Consider the following 19,586-nt stretch of genomic DNA (forward strand, 5'->3'; position numbering starts at 1 on the left):
AAGGTGCCCGCACGAAAGCACGGCGGTGCCCACGCGCCGGGTGACCACGCAAAAGGGCCCGCGCAAAAACACGGCCGCCTACCGAACGCCGGGTCACCTTGGATGCAGCCACGCCCCCGTTCGGCTCACCCAAGTCCCCCGAACGGCGCCGCCCACCACGTACCCGCCCCACCCCCCGTGCCAGTCTGAGCGGACAGCGTGTCCCCACCTCTCCCCGGCCGGAGCCGTGCCCATGGCAGACCTACAGGACGAACTGACCGCGACCACGGGCGTGGGCGAGCTCGACAGCCCCGCCCCGCTGGACGAATCCCGTCTGCCCGAGCCGGAGTCCGAACCCGGGACGGACCCCGCGCGCAGCCCGGCGTCGGCCCGCGCCCTGCTCCACAGGCACCCGGTCGCCGACGGCTGCTGCGGACTCCTCGGCACACTGCCCACCCTGCCCTGGTACGACCTGGAGATGGGCGAGCACGCCGTGGAGACGGACCTGCCGCGCCTGCGCGAGGGCGGCACGGGCGCGCTGATGTGGGCCCTTGAGACGACCCAGGACCGCCCGGTCACCTCGGCGCTGGAACAGATCGACCAGGTCAACAACGTCGTAGCCCGTTACCCGGAGGGCCTGCGCCTGGCGCGCTCCGCCTCGGAGACGGCCGACGCCCGCGCCCACGGCCGCATCGCCGTCCTGATCGGCCCGGCCCCGGCCACCGCCGCGGGCGACTCGCTCGGCACCCTGCGCGCCCTGCACCACCTGGGCCTGCGCGTTCTCACGCTCAGCGGCGCGCCGTGGGCCCCGCAGGACGGCCTGACCCGGTTCGGCGAGGAGATGGTCCGGGAGATGAACCGCCTCGGCATGCTCGTCGACCTGACCGGCGCGACCCCCGCGACCTGCGCCCGTGTCCTCGCCGTGTCGAAGGCCCCGGTGATCCTCACGCGCTCGGGCGCCCAGGCCCTGAACAGCCACCCGGACAACGTCCCCGACGACCTCCTGGCGACCCTGGGCGAGAACCGGGGCGTCTGCCTGGTGCCGTGCTCGGCGGCGCGCACCGGCCCCGCCCTGCGCGACGTGGCCGACCACCTCGACCACGTACGCCGCGTCGCGGGCCCCCATGCCGTGGGCCTGTCCGGCATGTACGACACCGGGGACCCGCACCCCGAGGGCCTCACCGATCCCACCGGCTACCCGGCGCTGATCTCCGAACTTCTCGACCGAGGCTGGCCGGAGACCGACATCGCGCTGCTGACCTGGGGCAACGTCCAGCGGGTGCTGCGCGGCGTGGAGTTCACGGCCCGCGAGACCCGCCGCCGCCGGGGCCCGTCGACGGCGACTTGTTAGGACGAGCAGGCGCAGAGGCAGAACGGGTGTCCGGCCGGGTCCGCGTACACCCGCCAGCTGCGGCTCTTGTCCTCGTTGTCGAGCACCTTCGCGCCGAGCGCCAGAATCTCCTTCTCCCCGGCGTCCAGGTCCTCGACGGTCAAATCCAGGTGGAACTGTTGCGAGGCCTCCGCGGAGGGCCAGGCCGGCGGCACGTACCCGGGCGCCTTCTGGAACGCGAGCTGTCCGCCCGGCACCTTCAGGACGACCCAGTCACCGTCGTCCTCGGTGTCCACGACGGTGCCGCCGAGGACGGCCGCGTAGAAGTCGGCGAGCGCGCGCGGATCCGGACAGTCGAGGGCGACGACATCGAGCTTGGCGATGGCCATGATTCTCCTTCGGTCACGGTTGGCTGACCCGGCGGTTACCCCTACCAGACCTTTACCGGTAACGCCGTTACCGCATGGTGCCGCATAAGGGGTAACGTCGCAAGCATGAGTGAGCGTGCGTCCGCACCCGGCGGTCTTGCCTTGATCGAGGCCCTGGTCAACACGGTGCCGGACCTCACGGCGGAGGCCGACACGCTGGGCTCGGCGAAGGTCCGCGAACACCTCGGCATCACGGCGGCGGAGGTCGACGCGGCGCGCGAACTGCGCGAATCACTGCGCGCCGCCTGCCTGGCCCACGCGGGCCACCCACCGCACCGCACGGTGACCCCGCTCGGCGACCTGCTGGCGAAGGCCCCGCTGCGCGTGGCGGTCGACGACGAGGACGGCTCGGCGGCCCTGGTCCCGGTGGACGACGACGCGTCGCTGCTCTCCCGGGTGGCGGCGGCGATCGCGGAGGCCGTCAAGGACGGCACCTGGACCCGCCTCAAGGCGTGTGAGGCCGAGGACTGCGGCTGGGCCTTCTACGACCGCAGCCCGGCGGCCCGAGGCCGCTGGTGCTCGATGGCGGTCTGCGGATCCAGAGCCAAGATGCGCCGCTACAGAGCGAAGTAGTCCTTTGAGCGGGCGCGCCGCCAGGGGCGCGGGGAACTGCGCGACCAGCCACGACACACGGGACGGTCGTGAAAGGGGCCGCAGTTGGGCAGACGGAGACGTCTACGCGGAGGGCCGCCCCATAGCCCGATAAGTCCACCCGGCCCCCCGCCAAGCGCCGGCGTCCAACGCATTGCGCCCATCCAGAATCACCCGCGCAGAAGCGACAGCGCCGAGCTCCGCCGGATCAAGCTCCCGGAACTCCCGCCACTCGGTCAGATGCAGAACGACATCCGCCCCGCGCACAGCGTCGAGCGCCGACTCCGCGTACCCCAGCGTCGGAAAGACGCGGCGCGCGTTCGCCATGCCCTTCGGGTCGTACACCGTGACCTGCCCGCCCTGGAGGTGGATCTGCCCGGCGACGTTGAGCGCGGGCGAGTCCCGTACGTCGTCCGAGTCCGGCTTGAACGCGGCGCCGAGCACGGCGACCCGCTTGCCCAGGAACGGACCGCCGCCGAGCGCCTCACGGGCCATCTCGACCATCGCCCCGCGCCGCCGCATGTTGACGGAGTCGATCTCGCGCAGGAACGTCAGCGCCTGGTCGGCGCCCAGCTCACCGGCGCGCGCCATGAACGCCCGGATGTCCTTGGGCAGGCACCCCCCGCCGAACCCGATCCCGGCGCGCAGGAACTTGTGCCCGATCCGGTCGTCGTAGCCGATCGCCTCGGCGAGCTGGGCGACGTCCCCGCCCGCGGCCTCGCACACCTCGGCCATCGCGTTGATGAAGGAGATCTTCGTGGCGAGGAAGGAGTTGGCGGCGGTCTTGACCAGCTCGGCGGTCGGGAAGTCGGTCACGACGAGCGGCGTGCCCTCGTCGAGCGGGGTCGCGTAGACCTCGCGCAGCAGCTTCTCGGCCCGCTCGCTGCCGACGCCGACGACGATCCGGTCCGGGTGCAGCGTGTCGTCGACCGCGAAGCCCTCGCGCAGGAACTCCGGGTTCCACGCCAGCTCCACGCCCTCGGGGAGCAGCCCGGCGAGCCGGTGCGCCGAGCCGACCGGCACGGTCGACTTGCCGACGACGAGCGCGCCCTCCTTCAGATGCGGGGCGAGCGAGGCGAACGCGGAGTCCACGTAGCTCATGTCGCACGCGTACTCGCCGTGCTTCTGCGGCGTGTTGACGCACACGAAGTGCACGTCGCCGAAGGCCCCGGCCTCCGCGAAGTCCATGGTGAAGCGCAGCCGGCCGGTGGAGCCCTCGATCCCGGCGACGTGCTTGCGCAGCAGCTCCTCGAGACCGGGCTCGTACATGGGGACCTCGCCCCGCGTGAGCATGTCGATCTTCTCCGGCACGACGTCCAGGCCGATCACCTCGAAACCGAGCTCGGCCATGGCCGCGGCGTGCGTGGCGCCGAGGTAGCCGGTACCGATCACGGTGATTTTCAGGGCCATGACGAAGCTCCAGAGGTGTGGCTGCGCGTGTGCGGGACGAGCATAGTCGTGGCATGCCCGGGCCTCTCGGCGGGCAACTTTCCCGCTGTCGCGCAGCTCACGTATCGAAGCTGCGGCCCGAGAACTAAAATTTGGGTTACTTAACGGTAATTAGCAGCGCTTGGAGCGTGAGACACCTTGGCCGGATCGGCGTCCAACCCGGAGTTCGAGCTCTACCGTCCGTCCGAGGAGCACGACATGCTCCGCGAGGCCATCCGCGGCCTCGCCGAGACGAAGATCGCGCCGTACGCCGCCGCGGTCGACGAGGAGGCGCGCTTCCCGCAGGAGGCGCTCGACGCGCTGGTCGCCAACGACCTGCACGCCGTGCACGTCCCGGAGGAGTACGGCGGCTCGGGCGCCGACGCGCTCGCCACGGTCATCGTCATCGAGGAGGTGGCGCGCGCCTGCGTCTCGTCCTCCCTGATCCCGGCCGTCAACAAGCTGGGCTCGCTGCCCGTCATCCTCTCCGGCTCCGAGGAGCTGAAGAAGAAGTACCTGGGCCCGCTGGCCAAGGGCGACGCGATGTTCTCGTACGCCCTCAGCGAGCCGGACGCCGGTTCGGACGCGGCGGGCATGAAGACGCGCGCGGTGCGCGACGGCGACTCCTGGGTGCTGAACGGCGTGAAGCGCTGGATCACCAACGCGGGCGTCTCCGAGTACTACACGGTCATGGCCGTCACCGACCCCGACAAGCGCTCGAAGGGCATCAGCGCCTTCGTCGTCGAGAAGTCGGACGAGGGTGTCTCCTTCGGCGCCCCGGAGAAGAAGCTCGGCATCAAGGGCTCGCCGACCCGCGAGGTCTACTTCGACAACGTCCGCATCCCCGCCGACCGCATGATCGGCGAGGAGGGCACCGGTTTCGCGACCGCGATGAAGACCCTCGACCACACCCGCATCACCATCGCCGCCCAGGCGCTCGGCGTCGCCCAGGGCGCCCTCGACTACGCCAAGGGCTACGTCCAGGAGCGCAAGCAGTTCGGCAAGCCGATCGCCGACTTCCAGGGCATCCAGTTCATGCTCGCCGACATGGCCATGAAGATCGAGGCCGCCCGCCAGCTCACCTACGCGGCCGCCGCCAAGTCCGAGCGCGGCGACAAGGACCTCACCTTCCAGGGCGCCGCCGCCAAGTGCTTCGCCTCGGACGTCGCCATGGAGGTCACGACGGACGCCGTCCAGCTCCTCGGCGGCTACGGCTACACCCGCGACTACCCGGTCGAGCGCATGATGCGCGACGCGAAGATCACCCAGATCTACGAGGGCACGAACCAGGTCCAGCGCATCGTGATGGCGCGCAACCTGCCGTAGAACCCACCGAACGAACGCGTACGCCCCTGCGCACGCCGGCAGGGGCGTACGCGCATGTAACGGGTGGCCGTTACTACCCCCCGGGAACCTGGCACACCACCTCGTACGTCCTCGCCCGTAGGCAACAGAAGACGCCACGAAGGGGGAACCGGCGTGGAGCAGCGACGGTCGGCGCTCGCCGAACGGATCACAGAACGGAGAGGGGGTGTCGGCGACCCCCGCGCTCTGGTCGGTGAGATGAGGCGTTCGGTACTGCTGGTGCCGGTGTCCGGCGGCGGACTCTGGTCGGTGCGGTCGGGCGGGGTGCGCTGGGTGTGCGGATTCACCGACGAGGTGGCGCTCGCCCGGTTCGCCCGATCGCGCACGGGTGGCGATCAGCCCATGGAGTACGCGGCGCTGCTGGGCGCCCGCATCGTCGATGAGATCGTGCCCTCACTGGACGAACCCGCGGGCTTGGCTGTCGACATCGCGACCGAGGACGGCTCGATGTTCTTCCCTCCGGTCGTCGGCATCGTGCCCGACGAGTCCGCCGTCGACGCCACCGAGCCGCAGGGGAGCCACGGCCATGGGCGGTGAAGCAGCCGACCTGCACTTCGACAAGGCCGCCGTCGCCAAGTTCACCCAGGGCGTCGGCGCGACCATCGACCAGCTCGGCGAGCTGGGCGGCGCCACCGGCTCGGTCATGGGCAAGGGCTTCTCGGAACTGTCGACAGGGATGGAGGTGGGCCACCACGGTCTCTCCGTCGACTTCGAGGATTTCTGCGAGCGCTGGGAGTGGGGTGTGCGGGCGCTGGTGCACGACGCCAGCGAGCTCGCGAACCGCCTCGGCCTGGCCGCGGGCACCCAGTGGGAGCACGACCAGTACGTCGAGGGCGCGCTGAAGGTGGGCGTCAACTCCGTGATGGGCGGCAGCCCGTACGCCAGCGAGGAGGAGATCACCCAGCAGAGCTGGGGCGAGGTCTTCAAGCCCGATGCCCTGGACCCGGACTGGAGCGCCGAGTCGTGGGACAAGGCCGGTGACGAGATGGGCCAGACCTGGAAGGAGACCGGTCGCACCGTGCTCACCGAGGGGCAGGGCGGCCGGCAGTCGGACCTGCTCAAGGGCGCCCTCGGCATCTCGGACGATCAGTGGAACCAGGCCCTTGACGACAGCTTCGGCCCGTCGCCGGAGGAACGCGCGCAACAGCAGCAGAACGAAACCGGGGGTAACTGACGGTGGGTTTCGGCGACATCATCAGTGACATCACACCCGATGCGGTCGAGGACGTCGTCGAGGACGGTGTCGAATGGGTCGGCAACCGGGTCGAGGACGCCGGGAAGTGGACCGCCGACAGGCTGGACGACGTCGGCTGGGAGTCCGGTGCGGACTGGGTACGGGAACAGTCCCGCTCGGTCGCCAACCGGATGGGCGCCGAGGTCGACGAGATGGACCTCGGTCAGACCGAGGACAAGACCAAACTTATCTACGGCAGCCCCAGCACGATCCTCGCCAGGGCCGAGCAGCTCCGCGGCTTCCAGAAGTCCTTCGACACCACGGGCAACGGCATCAAGGGCCTCTCCTCGACAGAGCTCAAGGGCGAGGCCGCCGAAGCGCTGCGGAAGGCGGTGTCCAAGCAGCCGCCTAAGTGGTTCACCGGCGCCGACGCGTGCGAAAAGGCAGCCGCGGCGATGGAGAACTTCGCCGGAACGGTCACCTGGGCCCAAGGGCAGGCGCAGACGGCGATCGACAAGTGGAAGGAAGGCACCAAGGCGTCCGAGGCCGCCGCCGACGCCCACCGCAAGAAGGTGGACGAGTTCAACAAGGCGGTCGACAAGTACAACGGGCAGCCCGCCGACCAGCGGGACCCGTCGAGCCTGCCGCCCCGTCCCGCCTCGACGTTCGAGGACCCGGGCAAGAAGCTGATGCAGGACGCCCAGGACATCCTGGCCGAGGCGCGCAAGCAGCGGAACACAGCCGCGGCGACCGCGTCCGCCGCGGTCCGCGCCGCCCGGGACCTGGCTCCGAAGAAGCCCTCCTACGGCGAGCAGCTCGCCGCCGGGTCACAAGAGCTGCAGCTCATGGGCGACCACGTCGGCGGCGGCATCATCAAGGGCACCGCGGGGCTGCTCAACTTCGTCCGCGGGATCAACCCCACGGACCCGTACAACCTCACGCACCCGGCCGAGTACGTGACCAACCTCAACAGCCTGGCCGCAGGCCTGGTCATCGCCGCCAACGACCCGGTCGGCACTGGCAAGCAGATGGTCAGCGACTTCATGAAGGACCCCGCCGAGGGATTCGGCCGTCTGCTCCCCGATCTCGCCCTGACGGCCGCGACGGGCGGTGGCGGTGCCGCCGTCAAGGCCGCGCGCCTCGCGAAGGACGCGGCCGGCGCCGCGAAGGCCATGCGCGCCGCGGACGACCTGGCCGACGCGGGCAGAGCGCGCCGAATGCTCGACGACGACCCCGAGGGCAGCCACACGACCTCGGACGGCGACCGCAAGCAGGGCGGCGACCCGGTGGACCTCGCCACGGGCAAGATGTACCTGCCGCAGACCGACCTCGTGCTGCCGGGCATCCTGCCCCTGGTCTTCTCCCGTCGCACGGAGTCCGGTTGCACCGTGGGCCGCTTCATGGGCCCCGCCTGGACGTCCACGGTCGACGAGCGGTTGGAGGTCGACTCGGTCGGCGTCCTCCATGTCACCGCCGAGGGGCTCCTCGTCGCGTACCCCCATCCCGTGCCCGGCGCTTCCACCCGGCCCGTCACCGGGACCGCCCGTACCGAGCTGGCGCGTGACGCCGACGGCACCTACACGGTCACCGACACCGACAGCGGCCTGGCGTTCCACTTCGACGCCCCAGCAGGCACCGGGCCGGGAGACGACGGCCGTGCCTGGCTCTCCGTCATCACCGAACGCAACGGGCACTCCGTCACCATCGACCGGGGCGAGGACGGAGTACCGAAAGCCCTGGTCCACTCGGCGGGCCGGCACGTGAAGCTGTCCGTCACCGACGGCCTGCTCACCGCCCTGTCCCTGGCGGGCGCGGGAGCGGGCGGCGCCGACCTGCCCCTGATGAGCTACGGCTACGAGGACGGCAACCTCACCACCGTCACGAAGCCGTCCGGGGCCGTCACCACCTTCGTCTACGACGACCGACGCCGCGTCACCGCCTGGATCGACTCGAACAACAGCCGCTACGACTACGTGTACGACGACCGCGACCGTGTCGTCTCCGAGGGCGGCGAGGCCGGGCACGTCCGGATCACTCTCGCCTACACCGACCCGGACCCCGAAACGGGCCGCACCACCACCACGCTCACCGCCGCCGACGGACACACGACCCGCCACGTGTTCGAGCCCGGCTGCCGCCTGGTGGAACTCACCGACCCGCTGGGCCGCACCACCCGGTTCGGCTACGACGCGCGCGGCAACCAACGGACCTGCACCGACCCGCTGGGCCACACCACCTCGTTCACCTACGACGAGGACAGCAGGCTCGTCGCGGCCACCCGCCCCGACGGCAGCGAACTGCGCACCGTGCGCGGCCCGTCCGGGCTGCCGGTGGAAGTCGTCCAGGCGGACGGCGGCCGCACTGTCCACACGTACGACGAACGCGGCAACCGCACGGCCGTCACCGATCCGGCGGGCTCCACCACGCACCACACCTACGACCTTGCGGGCCGCCTCACTTCCGTCACGGACGCGCTCGGCGCCACCACGCACGTGGTGTGCGACGCGGCGGGCCTGGCCGTCGAGGTCACCGGCCCCTCCGGCGACGTCACCCGCACGGAGCGGGACGCTCTCGGCCGCCCCCTGCGGATCACCGACCCGGTGGGCGGAGTGACGTCCTACGCATGGAATGCCGACGGGCAGCTCGCCCACCGCACCGGCCCCGACGGCGCTACCGAGTCATGGACCTACGACGGCGAGGGCAACTGCCTGACCCACACCGACGCGTCGGGCGGTGTCACCCGCTTCGAGTACACCCACTTCGACCTGCCGCTCGCGCGCACCGGGCCGGACGGCGTGCGCTACGAGTTCGAGCACGACGCGGAGCTCCACCTCACTCGCGTCACCAACCCGCAGGGCCTGACCTGGACCTACGAGTACGACGCCGCCGGTGACATCGTCTCCGAGACCGACTTCGACGGACGCACGCTCAGCTACCGGATGGACGCCGGGGGCCGGCTGGCCGCGCGGACCGACGCACTCGGCGGCACCATCGCCTTCGCGCGCGACGAGCTGGGCCAAGTGATCCGCAAGGACGTCGACGGCCAGGTGACGACGTACGCCTACGACCGCGCGGGCCGCCTCCTGGAAGCCGTCGGCCCGGACAGTGAACTCCGCTACCAGTACGACCGCCGGGGTCGGGTCAAGACGGAGCTGGTCGACGGCCGCGCCCTCTCCTACACCTACGACGCTCTGGGCCGCCGCAAGCGCCGCACCACCCCCACCGGCCATGTCACCTCCTACGCCTACGACGCCGGTGGCCGGCCCGAGCGGCTGACGACGGGCGGGCAGCACGTCGACTTCACCCACGACGTCGCAGGCCGGGAACTCGCCCGTGTCCTCGGGGGCGCCGTCACGGTGGCCTCCGCATGGGACGATGCCGGACGGCTGGCCGAGCAGCACATCACCGCTGGCGCACGCGCCGTTAACAGCCGGGCCTATACCTACCGCGCCGACGGTCATCTGCTCGCGGTGGCGGACCGGCTCTCGGGCACCCGCACCTTCGACCTCGACCGGACGGGCCGGGTCACCGCCGTCCACGCCCAGGGCTGGACGGAGAGATACGCCTACGACGCCGCGGGCAACCAGACCTCGGCGTCGTGGCCGTCCCGGCACCCGAGCGCCGAGGCCACGGGCGAGCGCGCTTATTCGGGCACCACGATCACCCGGGCCGGCGGGGTGCGTTTCGAGCACGACGCGCTCGGCCGCGTCACCCTCCGGCAGAAGACCCGCCTCTCCCGCAAGCCCGACACCTGGCGCTACGAGTGGGACACCGAGAACCGCCTCACCTGCGTCACCACCCCCGACGGGACGCGGTGGCGCTACCGGTACGACTCCCCGGGGCGCCGCACGGCGAAGCAGCGCCTTGCGTCCGACGGCGAGGGCGTGGTCGAGGAGACCCGGTTCACCTGGGACGGCCTCACCCTGTGCGAACAGACCAGCGTCCAGGCCGACCGTACGACCACGGTCGCCCTCACCTGGGACCACCAGGACGTCGTCCCCCTGACCCAGACCGAACGCATCCTCGACGCCGACAGCGGCCAGGCGGAGATCGACCGCCGCTTCTTCGCCATCGCGACGGATCTCGTCGGCACCCCCACAGAACTGATCGACGAGTCCGGTGACATCGCCTGGCGCTCCCGTTCCACCCTGTGGGGCACCACGGCCTGGCCCCGCGACAGCGACGCCTACACCCCGCTGCGCTTCCCCGGCCAGTACTACGACCCCGAAACGGGCCTCCACTACAACTACTTCCGCCATTACGACCCCGAATCCGGCCGCTACACCTCCCCGGACCCCCTGGGCCTGGCACCCGCCCCGAACCCGCTCGCTTACGTGGGCAACCCGCACGCGGGGTCGGACCCGCTGGGGCTGATGCCCAAGTACACGAAGGAGGAGAAGGCCGCCCAGGCCAGGCAGAAAGCGCACGAGACCGCGGAAGCCGTCATCGAACGCGCCCAGGACGGCAAGATGAGGAAGAGCGGCAGCTACCACGGGGACACCAAGCACGGCTTCAGTGACGAACGGGTTCTGGAGATCCTCAAGAATCCTGACGCCGTGTACCACTCGACGGCGGGCAGCGGAAGGCTGATCTTCCGGCAGGGGGAGGACGTCGTGGTGACGGAAGGCGGCGGCGCCGGGGCGGGCAATGCCATCACGGCATACGGGCCTTCCGGGATCAAGGGTGAGTCAGGAGCGAAGGCGCTGGGCGGTTCGCCCAGCGATCCCGGTGGGCCGATTACCCATGCCGACGTCGTGGAAGGCAGGATTCCGGCGAAGAACGGCTTCGTGGCCCCGGCCGAACAGATTCGATGAGGCGGCATCCACTGTGAAACTCACCCTCGATGACAACTGGACCGCGACGGTGACGGGAGAACCTCTGACCCTCACCCCGCGCTTCGATTTCGCGGGGCAGCGCGTGCGCGTCGCGCCGTATGGGGACGTCAGGGAACAGGAGCAGTTCCAGCTGGACACCTTCGGCAGCCAGGACTGGTTGTGGGACGCGCCCGACGAGGCCAGGTTCGATCCGGCCGATCGGCAACTGGTCGGTGTTCAGTTCCAGTTGCCCTACGAGAGTGCCGATCCCGAGGAGTCCGCCCGCGTCCCGGACCTGCCTCTCGCCCGCCCCGGCGGCCTGCGGGCGGACGAGGCGCGGGACTTCCGCCTGGAGGCGGCCACGGAGCTCTGCCGGGGCCCGGGTGACAGCGTGCTCACCTGCCTGCGCGACCTCGACGTCCTGGACAAGCCGTTGGAGGCCCGCATCGGGATCGCACCGGACGTGGCGCTGCTCGTCCAGGACGGCACAGTCATCGGCTGGAGCCTTACCGACCCGGTCCAGTATCTGACCAGCAAATTCGCCGCCCCCGACCCGTCTCCCGCCGCCCAGGCCACCCGGCTGCTGTTCACCGAGAGCCTGGACCTGACCACTTCGCCGCTGCTGGACGACGTGAGGCACCGGGACCCGTCCGCCGTTGAACGGCTTCGGGCCCTGCACGAGGCCCTGCGCGCCCAGCGTGAGGACCGCCACCGGGCCGACGCCCTTCTCGCGCTCATCGGCGACCTGTTCGAGGACTACGGCGACGGGTGAGGAAGGCATGAAAGTCAAACACCCGACGAGCTCCGTCCGCGTTCCGGACCTTCCCCGGGTCCGTCCGGGCGGTCTTCGCGCGGACGAGGCGGGGGACTTCCGCCTGGAGGTGATCACGGAACTCTGCCGTGGTCCGGGGGACACCGTGCTCACCTGCCTCCGCGACCTCGACGTCCTGGACGAGCCGTTGGAGGCCCGCCTCGGGGCCGCGCCGGACGTGGCGCTCCTTGTCCAGCACGGCACCGTCGTCGGCTGGAGTCTGACCGACCCGGTGCGGTATCTGACCACGGGGTTCGCCGCCTGTGATCCGGAGCCTCCCTCCCCCGGCACCCGTCAACTGCTGACCGAGTGCCTCGACGTGATCACCACGTCGCTGCTCGACGACGTGAGGGACCGGGGCCCGGCCACCCTGGAGCGGCTGCGGGCACTCGACCGGTCCCTGCGTGCCCAGCGTGCGGACCGCCACCGGATCGATGCCCTTCTCGCCTTCATCGGCGACCTGTCCGAGGAGAACGGGACCGGATGACGGCGGCGGCAGTGCGGTTCGACGGGGGGTGGTCGGCGACGGTGGCCGGCGGCCCGCTCGCCGCCACCCCTCGCTTCGCGGGCGATGCATCCGTACGCGTCGTGGGCTATGCGGACCGCACGGAGCGGGAGCGGTTCCTGCTGGACACCTTCGGCAGCCAGGACTGGCTGTGGGACGCGCCGGACGTGTTCCGGTTCACGGCGGCCGACCGGGCGCTGGCCGGGGTGGAGCTGCACTGGCCGGAGAGATCGGCCCCCGCGGAGGACGTCGCCCGTCTCCCGCTCACCCCCTGGTACGCCCGGGCGGGCTCCGGGCCGACGAAGCCCGGGACTTCTGTCACGAGAGGGGCTCGGTGCTGTGCCGCGGCCCGGGGGACACCGTGCTCACCTGCCTCCGGGGCCTCGACGTCCTGGACGAGCCGTTGGAGGCCCGCATCGGGATCGCCACCGACGTGGCACTCCTCGTCCAGCGGGGGCGCGTAGTCGGCTGGAGCATCACCGATCCGGCGCGGTACCTGACCAGCCCGTACCGCGATCCCGAACCCGGGCCACCCGCGCCCGCCACCCGTAGGCTGCTGAGTGAGTGCCTGGACCTCATCACCGACCCGGTGGTCGACGACTTGGTGGACGGCGAGCCCGCCGCTGTCGACCGGCTTCGGGCCGTCGACGCGGCCTTGCACGCCCAGCGGGAGGACCGGAACCGGGCCGACGCCTTGCTGGAGCTCATTGCCACGTACGTGGAGGACTACGGCGACGGGTGACGGCCCAGGCTGTTAGTTGCTCGTCACGGTGACCTTCTCGTCATTGTTGAACTGGTCGACGAGCTGCTTGACCTTCGTCTTGTCCCAGAGCAGGTTGCCGCCGACCGAGCCGCTCGTCGGCATGTTCATGGACTTGCCGTCGCCGTCGCCGCCGGAGACCGACTTCATGGCCATGAACATGGAGGCCAGGTTCCACAGGCTCATGTCCTTGTCGACGACGAGCGAGTCGAGGCCCGCGCCGAGCGTCGGGTAGAGCTTGAAGGGGTTCATGACGGTCGTCGGGGACGCCACCTTGTGGGCGAGGGCCGCGAGGAACGCCTGCTGGTTCTTGGTGCGCTGGAGGTCGGACGCGGCGAACGCGTGGCGCGTACGGACGAAGGCGAGCGCCTGCTGGCCGTCGAGGGTCTGCTTGCCGGCCTTGAAGTCGGCGCCGGACCACTTGTCCTTGAACCCTTCCTTCAGGTTCATCTCGACGCCGCCGACCGCGTCGACGATGCTCGCGAAGCCGCCGAAGCCGATCTCCGCGTAGTGGTCGATGCGCAGGCCCGTGTTGGCCTCGACGGTGCGCACGAGCAGCTCGGGGCCGTCCTCGGCGTACGCCGCGTTCAGCTTCGTCTGGCGGCCGGTCGCCGGGTAGAGCTTGCCGGACTCGGCGCCCTTGAAGCTCGGGATCGTGACGTTCGAGTCGCGGGGGAGGGAGACGAGCGTGTCCCCGTTGTCCCCGACGTGCAGGATCATCATCGTGTCCGTGCGCTTGCCCTCGGCGGAGCCGGTGTGCAGCTTCTTCTTCTCCTCGGAGGACATGCCCTCGCGGGAGTCCGTGCCGACGATCAGGTAGTTGGTGCCCTCGCCGCCCTCGGGCCGGTCGATGACCTTGGACAGGTCGACGTCCCTGTGGAGCTTGGAGTCGGCCCAGAAGTACGTGGAGACGCTCGTCACCACGACCACCGTGACGACGGTGATCGCGGTCCACTTGATCCGCTTGCGCCAGTTCGGCGCCGGACGCGCGGCACGCCCGCTCGGCGGCCCGTACCCGTCACCGCCGCCACCGCCGCCCTGGCCGTGGTGGGGCTGGCCGTAGACCTGCCCCGTGTTGTAGCCGCTGTCGTACGGCGGCTCGTACGTGTCGTCGTAGCCGGGCTGTGGCTGCTGCTGCGGGACGGGGCGCTGCACATGTGGCATGACACGCGCGCCTTCGGGGCGTGCGCTCGCGCTGCCACGGCCGTAGCCGCCACGGCTGCCGCCGCCCTGCCGGTCGCTCCGCCCCTCGGGCCAATCGCTCATGGACTCAGTTTGCCGTGCGCGGCAGTGTGCTTTACAGGGCGGTTGAGATTTCGGGCCAGGGCTGTTGCGAAGCTGACACAAAGAAGCGCCGCGCAGAGGGCCGCATAGGGTGGAGGGCATGACAGACCAGGCCCACGGCACGGAAGCAGACCTTCCGGGCAAGCCGACCGCAGCTTCCCGCACGACGTTGTCGCACATCATGACGCACAACGACACCAACCTCCTCGGTACGGTGCACGGCGGTGTGATCATGAAACTCGTGGACGACGCGGCGGGCGCGGTCGCGGGCCGGCACTCCGGCGGCCCGGCCGTGACGGCGTCCATGGACGAGATGGCGTTCCTGGAGCCGGTCCGCGTGGGCGACCTCGTCCACGTCAAGGCGCAGGTCAACTGGGTCGGCCGGACCTCCATGGAGATCGGCGTCCGCGTCCTCGCCGAGCGCTGGAACGAGTCGGCGCCCGCACAGCAGGTCGGCTCCGCCTACCTGGTCTTCGCGGCGGTCGACGCGGACGGCAAGCCGCGCACCGTCCCGCCGGTCATCCCCGAGACGGACCGCGACCGCCGCCGCTACCAGGAGGCCCAGATCCGCCGCCAACACCGCCTGGCACGGCGAAGGGCGATCAAGGAACTGAGGGCCCAGTCGGCCGAGTCAAGCCCCTCCGGCGCTTGAGGAGCGGGGTCCGGGGCAGAGCCCCGTGACCCGCACACCAAGGGGCCCGAGCCGGCTCAGGAGCAAGCCACCTCATCCCCGGTGACAGCCCCGTACTCCCCCTGATACGCATCCTCGGCCCGCACCCGCTGCACCCCCCGGTAATCCGCCCCGACCCGGACCTTCAACACAGGCCCCTGCCCGGGAGCCGCCTGCATCCGAGCCCCAGGCACCGCCGCCGCCAACGACTTCGCTGACCGATCCCAGCGCGGGTCATACAGCACAACCGTCTGCCGCGCAGAACGATCGACCGCATCGACAGGCACCCCGCTCGTCACGAACCGGGTCGCCGCCAACGCCGCATCCACCTTCTTGCCGAGCCCCGCCGTCCCCGTCGCGTTCTCCACCTGCACCCGGATCTGCTCGGGCGAGACGTCGACGACGACCGCCTTCTTCCGGTTCTTGTGCACGGCGAGCGGCTTGTCCTCGCGCAGCGCCGCGAACAGCTTCTCGGACTTCACCGGGTCCCACTTCACGGTGGAGCCGATGTTCGGCACGGGGAAGTCGATGTTGCCGATCGGCACGGTCGTGAACTCCGAGGACGACGGGGTGAAGGACCGCATGGCGCGCGCGAGGTCGACCATCTCGTCCGTCCCGAACCCCTTGTCGGCGCGGACGGAGCCCAGCAGCGTACGGGCGACCTCCCGGAACCTGACGGGGTTGAGGAGCACCCCGGTCGAGGTCGTCTTGGAGATGAGGGAGGCGAGGAAGCGCTGCTGGCGCTGCATCCGGCCGAGGTCACCGGCGCCGTCGGTGTGCCGGGCCCGTACGTACTGCAGGGCCTGGCCGCCGTTGAGCTGGTGCGTGCCGACGCCGAGGTCGAGGCCGGTGTAGGAGTCCTTGAGCGGGCGGACGGTGCAGACCTGGACGCCGCCGAGCACGTCGACCGTCTTCATGAAGCTGGTGAAGTCGACCTCCAGATAGTGGTCGATCTTGACGTGCGTCATGGCCTCGACGGTGCGGACGGTGAGCTGCGGACCGCCTTCCGCGTACGCCGCGTTGATCTTCACGGGGTGTGCGTGGTGCTGCTCGCCGCTGTTCTCGTCGGTGTGCGGCGGCATCATCGCGTACGAGTCGCGCGGCAGGGAGACGACCGAGGCGCGCTCGTGGTCGGCGGAGATGTGCACGATCATGATGGTGTCCGTGCAGTGGCAGGGCGCCCCGCCCAGCCGGTACTTCTGCCGCTCCTCCTCGCTGATCTTGTCGCGGCCGTCGGTGCCCACGAGCAGGACGTTCATCCCGTGCCCGGCGGCGGGCCGGTTCTTCATGTCCTTGAACGGGTCGATGCGGTCGATGCCGGTGTCGAGCCCGGCGACGAGGGCGTGCCCGAGCCCCGCCGCACCGAGCACCGTCACCGACAGCGCCGTCGCGAGGCGCATGCCCCACCGGGGCTTCTTGCGGCGCAGCGGCTCGACCGGCCGCCGTCCCCGCGGTTGTCGCGCGGGGCGGCTCGGGCGGGCCGGGGAGCGGGGCGGCGTGGGCACGGGCGGACACCTCCGCGTGGGCGGGCTGGGAATCCGAGAACCGTAGGCCGATACGATCTCCGGACCGCGGCAGCGGGCCGGGCGGCGCGCATTGGTGTCCCCCATTGGCGGTAACGTGACCAAGGATGAACGTGAACTCTGGAAACCAGCTTCCGGCCGTCTCCGTGATCATGCCGATCCTGAACGAGGAGCGGCACCTGCGGGAGGCCGTCGAGGCGATCCTGGCGCAGGAGTACGACGGTGAGATGGAGGTCGTGCTCGCGCTCGGCCCGTCCACGGACCGCACGGACGAGATCGCCGCGCAGCTGGTCGCCGAGAACCCGGGCGTGCACACCGTGCCGAACCCGACGGGCCGCACCCCCGCCGCGCTGAACGCCGCGATCAAGGCGTCGAGCCACCCGGTCGTCGTCCGCGTCGACGGCCACGCCGCGCTCTCGCAGGGCTACATCGCGACCGCCGTCCGCCTCCTGGAGGAGACCGGCGCGATGAACGTGGGCGGCATCATGCACGCCCAGGGCACCAACGACTGGGAGAAGGCCGTCGCCGCCGCGATGACCTCGAAGATCGGCGTGGGCAACGCGGTCTTCCACACCGGCGGCACCGCACAGCCCGCCGAGACGGTCTACCTCGGCGTCTTCCGCCGCGAGGCGCTCGAGCGGCAGGGCGGGTACAACGAGGAGTTCATCCGCGCCCAGGACTGGGAGCTGAACTTCCGCATCCGCGACGCGGGCGGCAAGATCTGGTTCTCGCCCGAGCTGAAGGTCGCGTACCGCCCGCGCCCGTCCATCAAGGCGCTGGCCAAGCAGTACAAGGACTACGGCCGCTGGCGCCACGTCGTGGCCCGCTACCACGCCGGCTCCATCAACCTGCGCTACCTCGCGCCGCCGACCGCCGTCGTCGCCATAGCGGCGGGCATCGTGGTCGGCGCGGCCGTGACGCCGTGGGCGTTCGTCATCCCGGCCGGATATCTCGCGGCGATCATCGCGGGCTCCCTTCCCGCCGGCAAGGGTCTGCCGCTGAAGGCGCGCGCGCAGATCCCCGTAGCCCTCGCCACGATGCACATGTCGTGGGGCTGGGGCTTCCTGACAAGCCCGAAGTCGCTCGCCAGGAAGGTCATCGCCTCACGCAGGCCGACGGTGCACAGCGAGCCCGCCACCAGCTGAAGCCTGACGGACCCGGCGTTCACCAGGTGAACGCCGGGTTCACGTGCATGCAGTCGCCGTCGTCGGCCCCGTTGAGCGTCTGGTCCGACTTCGGCGCCTTGTCGTCGGTCGCGGTCTTCGGATAGGTGGTCCCGGTCCGCCAGTCCGCGCCGACGATCAGCGTCACTCCGGACACGTCCGTCGACTTCGCCACCGAACTCAGCGGCAGGCCGAGGGACTTGGCGACCCGCTGGGCATCACCCTCGTAGTCGGCCGACGGATAGCGGATCACCGTCTTCTCCTCGACCGACGACTGCCCCTGGTCCGCGACGGCCTGGGCGAACCCCTTGCCGACGAGGGCCTGCGCCACCTCCGACGCACGCCCGCGCGTGGCGGGCGTCGTGCTGGTCCGCGTCCCGTTGCGCACCTGCACGGCGATCTTGTCGTCCGGCGAGGCCGGGTCCTTCGCGGCCTCCTCCTCGACGGGCTTCTTCTTGTCCTTGCCGTCCAGGGCGATGTCGTCCCGCACCAGCCGGAACAACTGCTCCGCCTCACCCTCCTTGGGGGCGACGCGGGCACCCACGTACACGAACGGCATCGTCGTCATGGTGATGCGGCCGGGCTCGGGCTTTTTCAGCTCGTTGCTCAGGTCGTACAGCTTCTTGACGGTGTCGAGGCCCTCGTCGACATGGAGCGCGTCGGTCGCCTTCTCGGCGAGCGTGCGCAGCTTGCCCGGGTTGGAGAACGTGGCGTTCTCGCGCAGCTCGCGCACCATCGAGCTCATGTACATGTGCTGCGCCTTGGCGCGCGCGATGTCGCTGCCGTCCTCGAAGCCGTAGCGCGTCCGCAGCCACTGCAGGGCCTGCACGCCCTTGATGGGGTGCGTGCCCTCCTCCAGCTTCAGGCCCGAGCCGTGGCCCTGGCTGTCCTTGGAGTGGATGTTGGCGTCGACGCAGACGGGGACGCCGCCGATGGCATCGGCCATCGACACGACACCGGAGAAGTCGACCATCATGAAGTGGTCGATGTGGATGCGGGTGAGCTGCTCCCATGTCGCGACGGTGCAGCCGGGTCCGCCGCGGCCGAGGGACTCGTTTGTCATACGCCGCCCGACCGTCGCCTCGTACTCCTTGCCGGTCTTCGGATCGGTGCACTTGGGCAGTTGGAGCAGGGTGTCGCGCGGCATGCTGACGACCGACATGTTCGTCCGGTCCGCCGACAGGTGTACGAGCATCTGGACGTCGGCGAGCGGGGTGCCGCCGAAGGTCTCCTTGGCGCCGCCCAGCTTCTGGTTCTCCTTGTTGTCGCGCGCGTCGGAGCCGATGAGCAGGATGTTCAGCGGGGTCTGGCCCGCCGCGTTCGGCGTGGGAGCGGCGACCTTGTGCTCACCGAGGTTGAGCTTGTCCGTCTTGATGTTGCCGTTCAGGTGGCGGTAGTAGAGGTAACCGGCGCCGGCCGTACCGACGATCACGACCGCGACGACGCCCGCGGTCCAGCGCAGTATCCGGTGCTTTCGTTTCCTCGGCCGCCCGCCCGCGCGCCGGCGCCCCGTGGGCGGGCGCTCCGGGGGCTCGTCACCACCGACGGCGGCCGCCACCGCCACGTCCACGGCCTCGTCCCGTCCCTGTTCACCCAGGTGAGCCGCCGTCTCCTCCTGGATCTCCTCCTGGATCTCCGACCGCGTCCGCACCCCGCGCACACCACTTCGCCCCATGTCCTGCCCCGCCCTCCCCGCCCTTGGCCACGACTCGGCCGCCCCGCTGTCACATGGTTAGACAGTTGAAGGGCGGCCGAGGTTGG

At 70.6% G+C, this 19,586-nt stretch carries 16 protein-coding genes; 11 read left to right on the forward strand and 5 right to left on the reverse strand.

Features of this window, described 5'->3' with window-relative positions; translation table 11 throughout:
- Window positions 1–232: 232 nt before the first annotated feature.
- Window positions 233–1,330, forward strand: coding sequence for a dipeptidase (locus N5I75_RS17825; RefSeq protein ID WP_476678675.1), 1,098 nt, complete (start codon window positions 233–235; stop codon window positions 1,328–1,330).
- Here the strand turns inward: N5I75_RS17825 and N5I75_RS17830 are convergent.
- A complete protein-coding gene (locus N5I75_RS17830; protein ID WP_476678677.1) occupies window positions 1,327–1,698 on the reverse strand; it encodes a VOC family protein in 372 nt (123 codons plus the stop codon). The genes N5I75_RS17825 and N5I75_RS17830 overlap by 4 nt on opposite strands.
- 105 nt (window positions 1,699–1,803) lie before the next feature.
- On the opposite strand from N5I75_RS17830, the gene N5I75_RS17835 reads away from it, so the two are divergent.
- Complete coding sequence (locus tag N5I75_RS17835; protein WP_476678679.1) at window positions 1,804–2,310, forward strand: CGNR zinc finger domain-containing protein; 507 nt, start codon at window positions 1,804–1,806, stop codon at window positions 2,308–2,310.
- Between the two features lie 102 nt (window positions 2,311–2,412).
- Here the strand turns inward: N5I75_RS17835 and N5I75_RS17840 are convergent, their stop codons facing one another.
- A complete protein-coding gene (locus N5I75_RS17840) occupies window positions 2,413–3,738 on the reverse strand; it encodes a UDP-glucose dehydrogenase family protein (RefSeq protein ID WP_476678681.1) in 1,326 nt (441 codons plus the stop codon).
- A 177-nt stretch (window positions 3,739–3,915) separates the two neighbouring features.
- On the opposite strand from N5I75_RS17840, the gene N5I75_RS17845 reads away from it, so the two are divergent.
- The 7 genes from N5I75_RS17845 (at window position 3,916) to N5I75_RS17875 (ending at window position 13,167) form a co-directional block, all read left to right on the forward strand.
- Window positions 3,916–5,082, forward strand: coding sequence for an acyl-CoA dehydrogenase (locus N5I75_RS17845; protein ID WP_476678683.1), 1,167 nt, complete (start codon window positions 3,916–3,918; stop codon window positions 5,080–5,082).
- A 237-nt stretch (window positions 5,083–5,319) separates the two neighbouring features.
- Complete coding sequence (locus N5I75_RS17850; protein WP_476678684.1) at window positions 5,320–5,658, forward strand: SseB family protein; 339 nt, start codon at window positions 5,320–5,322, stop codon at window positions 5,656–5,658.
- Window positions 5,648–6,295, forward strand: coding sequence for a hypothetical protein (locus N5I75_RS17855; protein ID WP_476678686.1), 648 nt, complete (start codon window positions 5,648–5,650; stop codon window positions 6,293–6,295). The genes N5I75_RS17850 and N5I75_RS17855 overlap by 11 nt, the downstream gene beginning before the upstream one ends.
- A 2-nt stretch (window positions 6,296–6,297) precedes the next feature.
- Window positions 6,298–11,109, forward strand: a complete 4,812-nt coding sequence (locus N5I75_RS17860) for a putative T7SS-secreted protein (RefSeq protein WP_476678688.1) — start codon at window positions 6,298–6,300, stop codon at window positions 11,107–11,109.
- Window positions 11,110–11,122: 13 nt separating this feature from the next.
- The gene (locus tag N5I75_RS17865) at window positions 11,123–11,881 is read left to right on the forward strand and encodes a hypothetical protein (protein WP_476678690.1); all 759 of its coding nucleotides are present in this window, start codon (window positions 11,123–11,125) and stop codon (window positions 11,879–11,881) included.
- Window positions 11,882–11,888: 7 nt separating this feature from the next.
- Window positions 11,889–12,407 carry a hypothetical protein gene (locus N5I75_RS17870; protein WP_476678692.1) on the forward strand — a complete coding sequence of 173 codons (519 nt, stop codon included), beginning with the start codon at window positions 11,889–11,891 and terminating at the stop codon, window positions 12,405–12,407.
- A 379-nt stretch (window positions 12,408–12,786) separates the two neighbouring features.
- Complete coding sequence (locus N5I75_RS17875; protein ID WP_476678694.1) at window positions 12,787–13,167, forward strand: hypothetical protein; 381 nt, start codon at window positions 12,787–12,789, stop codon at window positions 13,165–13,167.
- Between the two features lie 12 nt (window positions 13,168–13,179).
- Here the strand turns inward: N5I75_RS17875 and N5I75_RS17880 are convergent, their stop codons facing one another.
- A complete protein-coding gene (locus tag N5I75_RS17880) occupies window positions 13,180–14,451 on the reverse strand; it encodes an LCP family protein (RefSeq protein WP_476678696.1) in 1,272 nt (423 codons plus the stop codon).
- Window positions 14,452–14,569: 118 nt separating this feature from the next.
- On the opposite strand from N5I75_RS17880, the gene N5I75_RS17885 reads away from it, so the two are divergent.
- Window positions 14,570–15,121, forward strand: coding sequence for an acyl-CoA thioesterase (locus N5I75_RS17885; RefSeq protein WP_476678698.1), 552 nt, complete (start codon window positions 14,570–14,572; stop codon window positions 15,119–15,121).
- A gap of 56 nt (window positions 15,122–15,177) precedes the next feature.
- Here the strand turns inward: N5I75_RS17885 and N5I75_RS17890 are convergent, their stop codons facing one another.
- Complete coding sequence (locus N5I75_RS17890) at window positions 15,178–16,644, reverse strand: LCP family protein (protein WP_476678700.1); 1,467 nt, start codon at window positions 16,642–16,644, stop codon at window positions 15,178–15,180.
- 125 nt (window positions 16,645–16,769) lie between these two features.
- Between N5I75_RS17890 and N5I75_RS17895 the strand changes: the two genes are divergently transcribed.
- On the forward strand, window positions 16,770–17,807 hold the full coding sequence (locus N5I75_RS17895; RefSeq protein ID WP_476678702.1) for a glycosyltransferase family 2 protein: 1,038 nt from the start codon (window positions 16,770–16,772) through the stop codon (window positions 17,805–17,807).
- 19 nt (window positions 17,808–17,826) lie between these two features.
- Here N5I75_RS17895 and N5I75_RS17900 read toward each other — a convergent pair whose 3' ends face one another.
- On the reverse strand, window positions 17,827–19,500 hold the full coding sequence (locus tag N5I75_RS17900; RefSeq protein WP_476678704.1) for an LCP family protein: 1,674 nt from the start codon (window positions 19,498–19,500) through the stop codon (window positions 17,827–17,829).
- Window positions 19,501–19,586: the final 86 nt, after the last annotated feature.

The organism is Streptomyces sp. R818 (assembly GCF_056172735.1).

What these genes read in the sequence shown, in the direction of transcription:
- N5I75_RS17895 (WP_476678702.1), top strand. Translation starts at nt 16,770, where the DNA reads ATGAACGTGAACTCTGGAAACCAGCTTCCGGCCGTCTCCGTGATCATG.
- N5I75_RS17870 (WP_476678692.1), top strand. Translation starts at nt 11,889, where the DNA reads ATGAAAGTCAAACACCCGACGAGCTCCGTCCGCGTTCCGGACCTTCCC.
- N5I75_RS17900 (WP_476678704.1), bottom strand. Translation starts at nt 19,500, where the DNA reads ATGGGGCGAAGTGGTGTGCGCGGGGTGCGGACGCGGTCGGAGATCCAG.
- N5I75_RS17835 (WP_476678679.1), top strand. Translation starts at nt 1,804, where the DNA reads ATGAGTGAGCGTGCGTCCGCACCCGGCGGTCTTGCCTTGATCGAGGCC.
- N5I75_RS17830 (WP_476678677.1), bottom strand. Translation starts at nt 1,698, where the DNA reads ATGGCCATCGCCAAGCTCGATGTCGTCGCCCTCGACTGTCCGGATCCG.
- N5I75_RS17825 (WP_476678675.1), top strand. Translation starts at nt 233, where the DNA reads ATGGCAGACCTACAGGACGAACTGACCGCGACCACGGGCGTGGGCGAG.
- N5I75_RS17880 (WP_476678696.1), bottom strand. Translation starts at nt 14,451, where the DNA reads ATGAGCGATTGGCCCGAGGGGCGGAGCGACCGGCAGGGCGGCGGCAGC.
- N5I75_RS17885 (WP_476678698.1), top strand. Translation starts at nt 14,570, where the DNA reads ATGACAGACCAGGCCCACGGCACGGAAGCAGACCTTCCGGGCAAGCCG.
- N5I75_RS17840 (WP_476678681.1), bottom strand. Translation starts at nt 3,738, where the DNA reads ATGGCCCTGAAAATCACCGTGATCGGTACCGGCTACCTCGGCGCCACG.
- N5I75_RS17850 (WP_476678684.1), top strand. Translation starts at nt 5,320, where the DNA reads ATGAGGCGTTCGGTACTGCTGGTGCCGGTGTCCGGCGGCGGACTCTGG.
- N5I75_RS17855 (WP_476678686.1), top strand. Translation starts at nt 5,648, where the DNA reads ATGGGCGGTGAAGCAGCCGACCTGCACTTCGACAAGGCCGCCGTCGCC.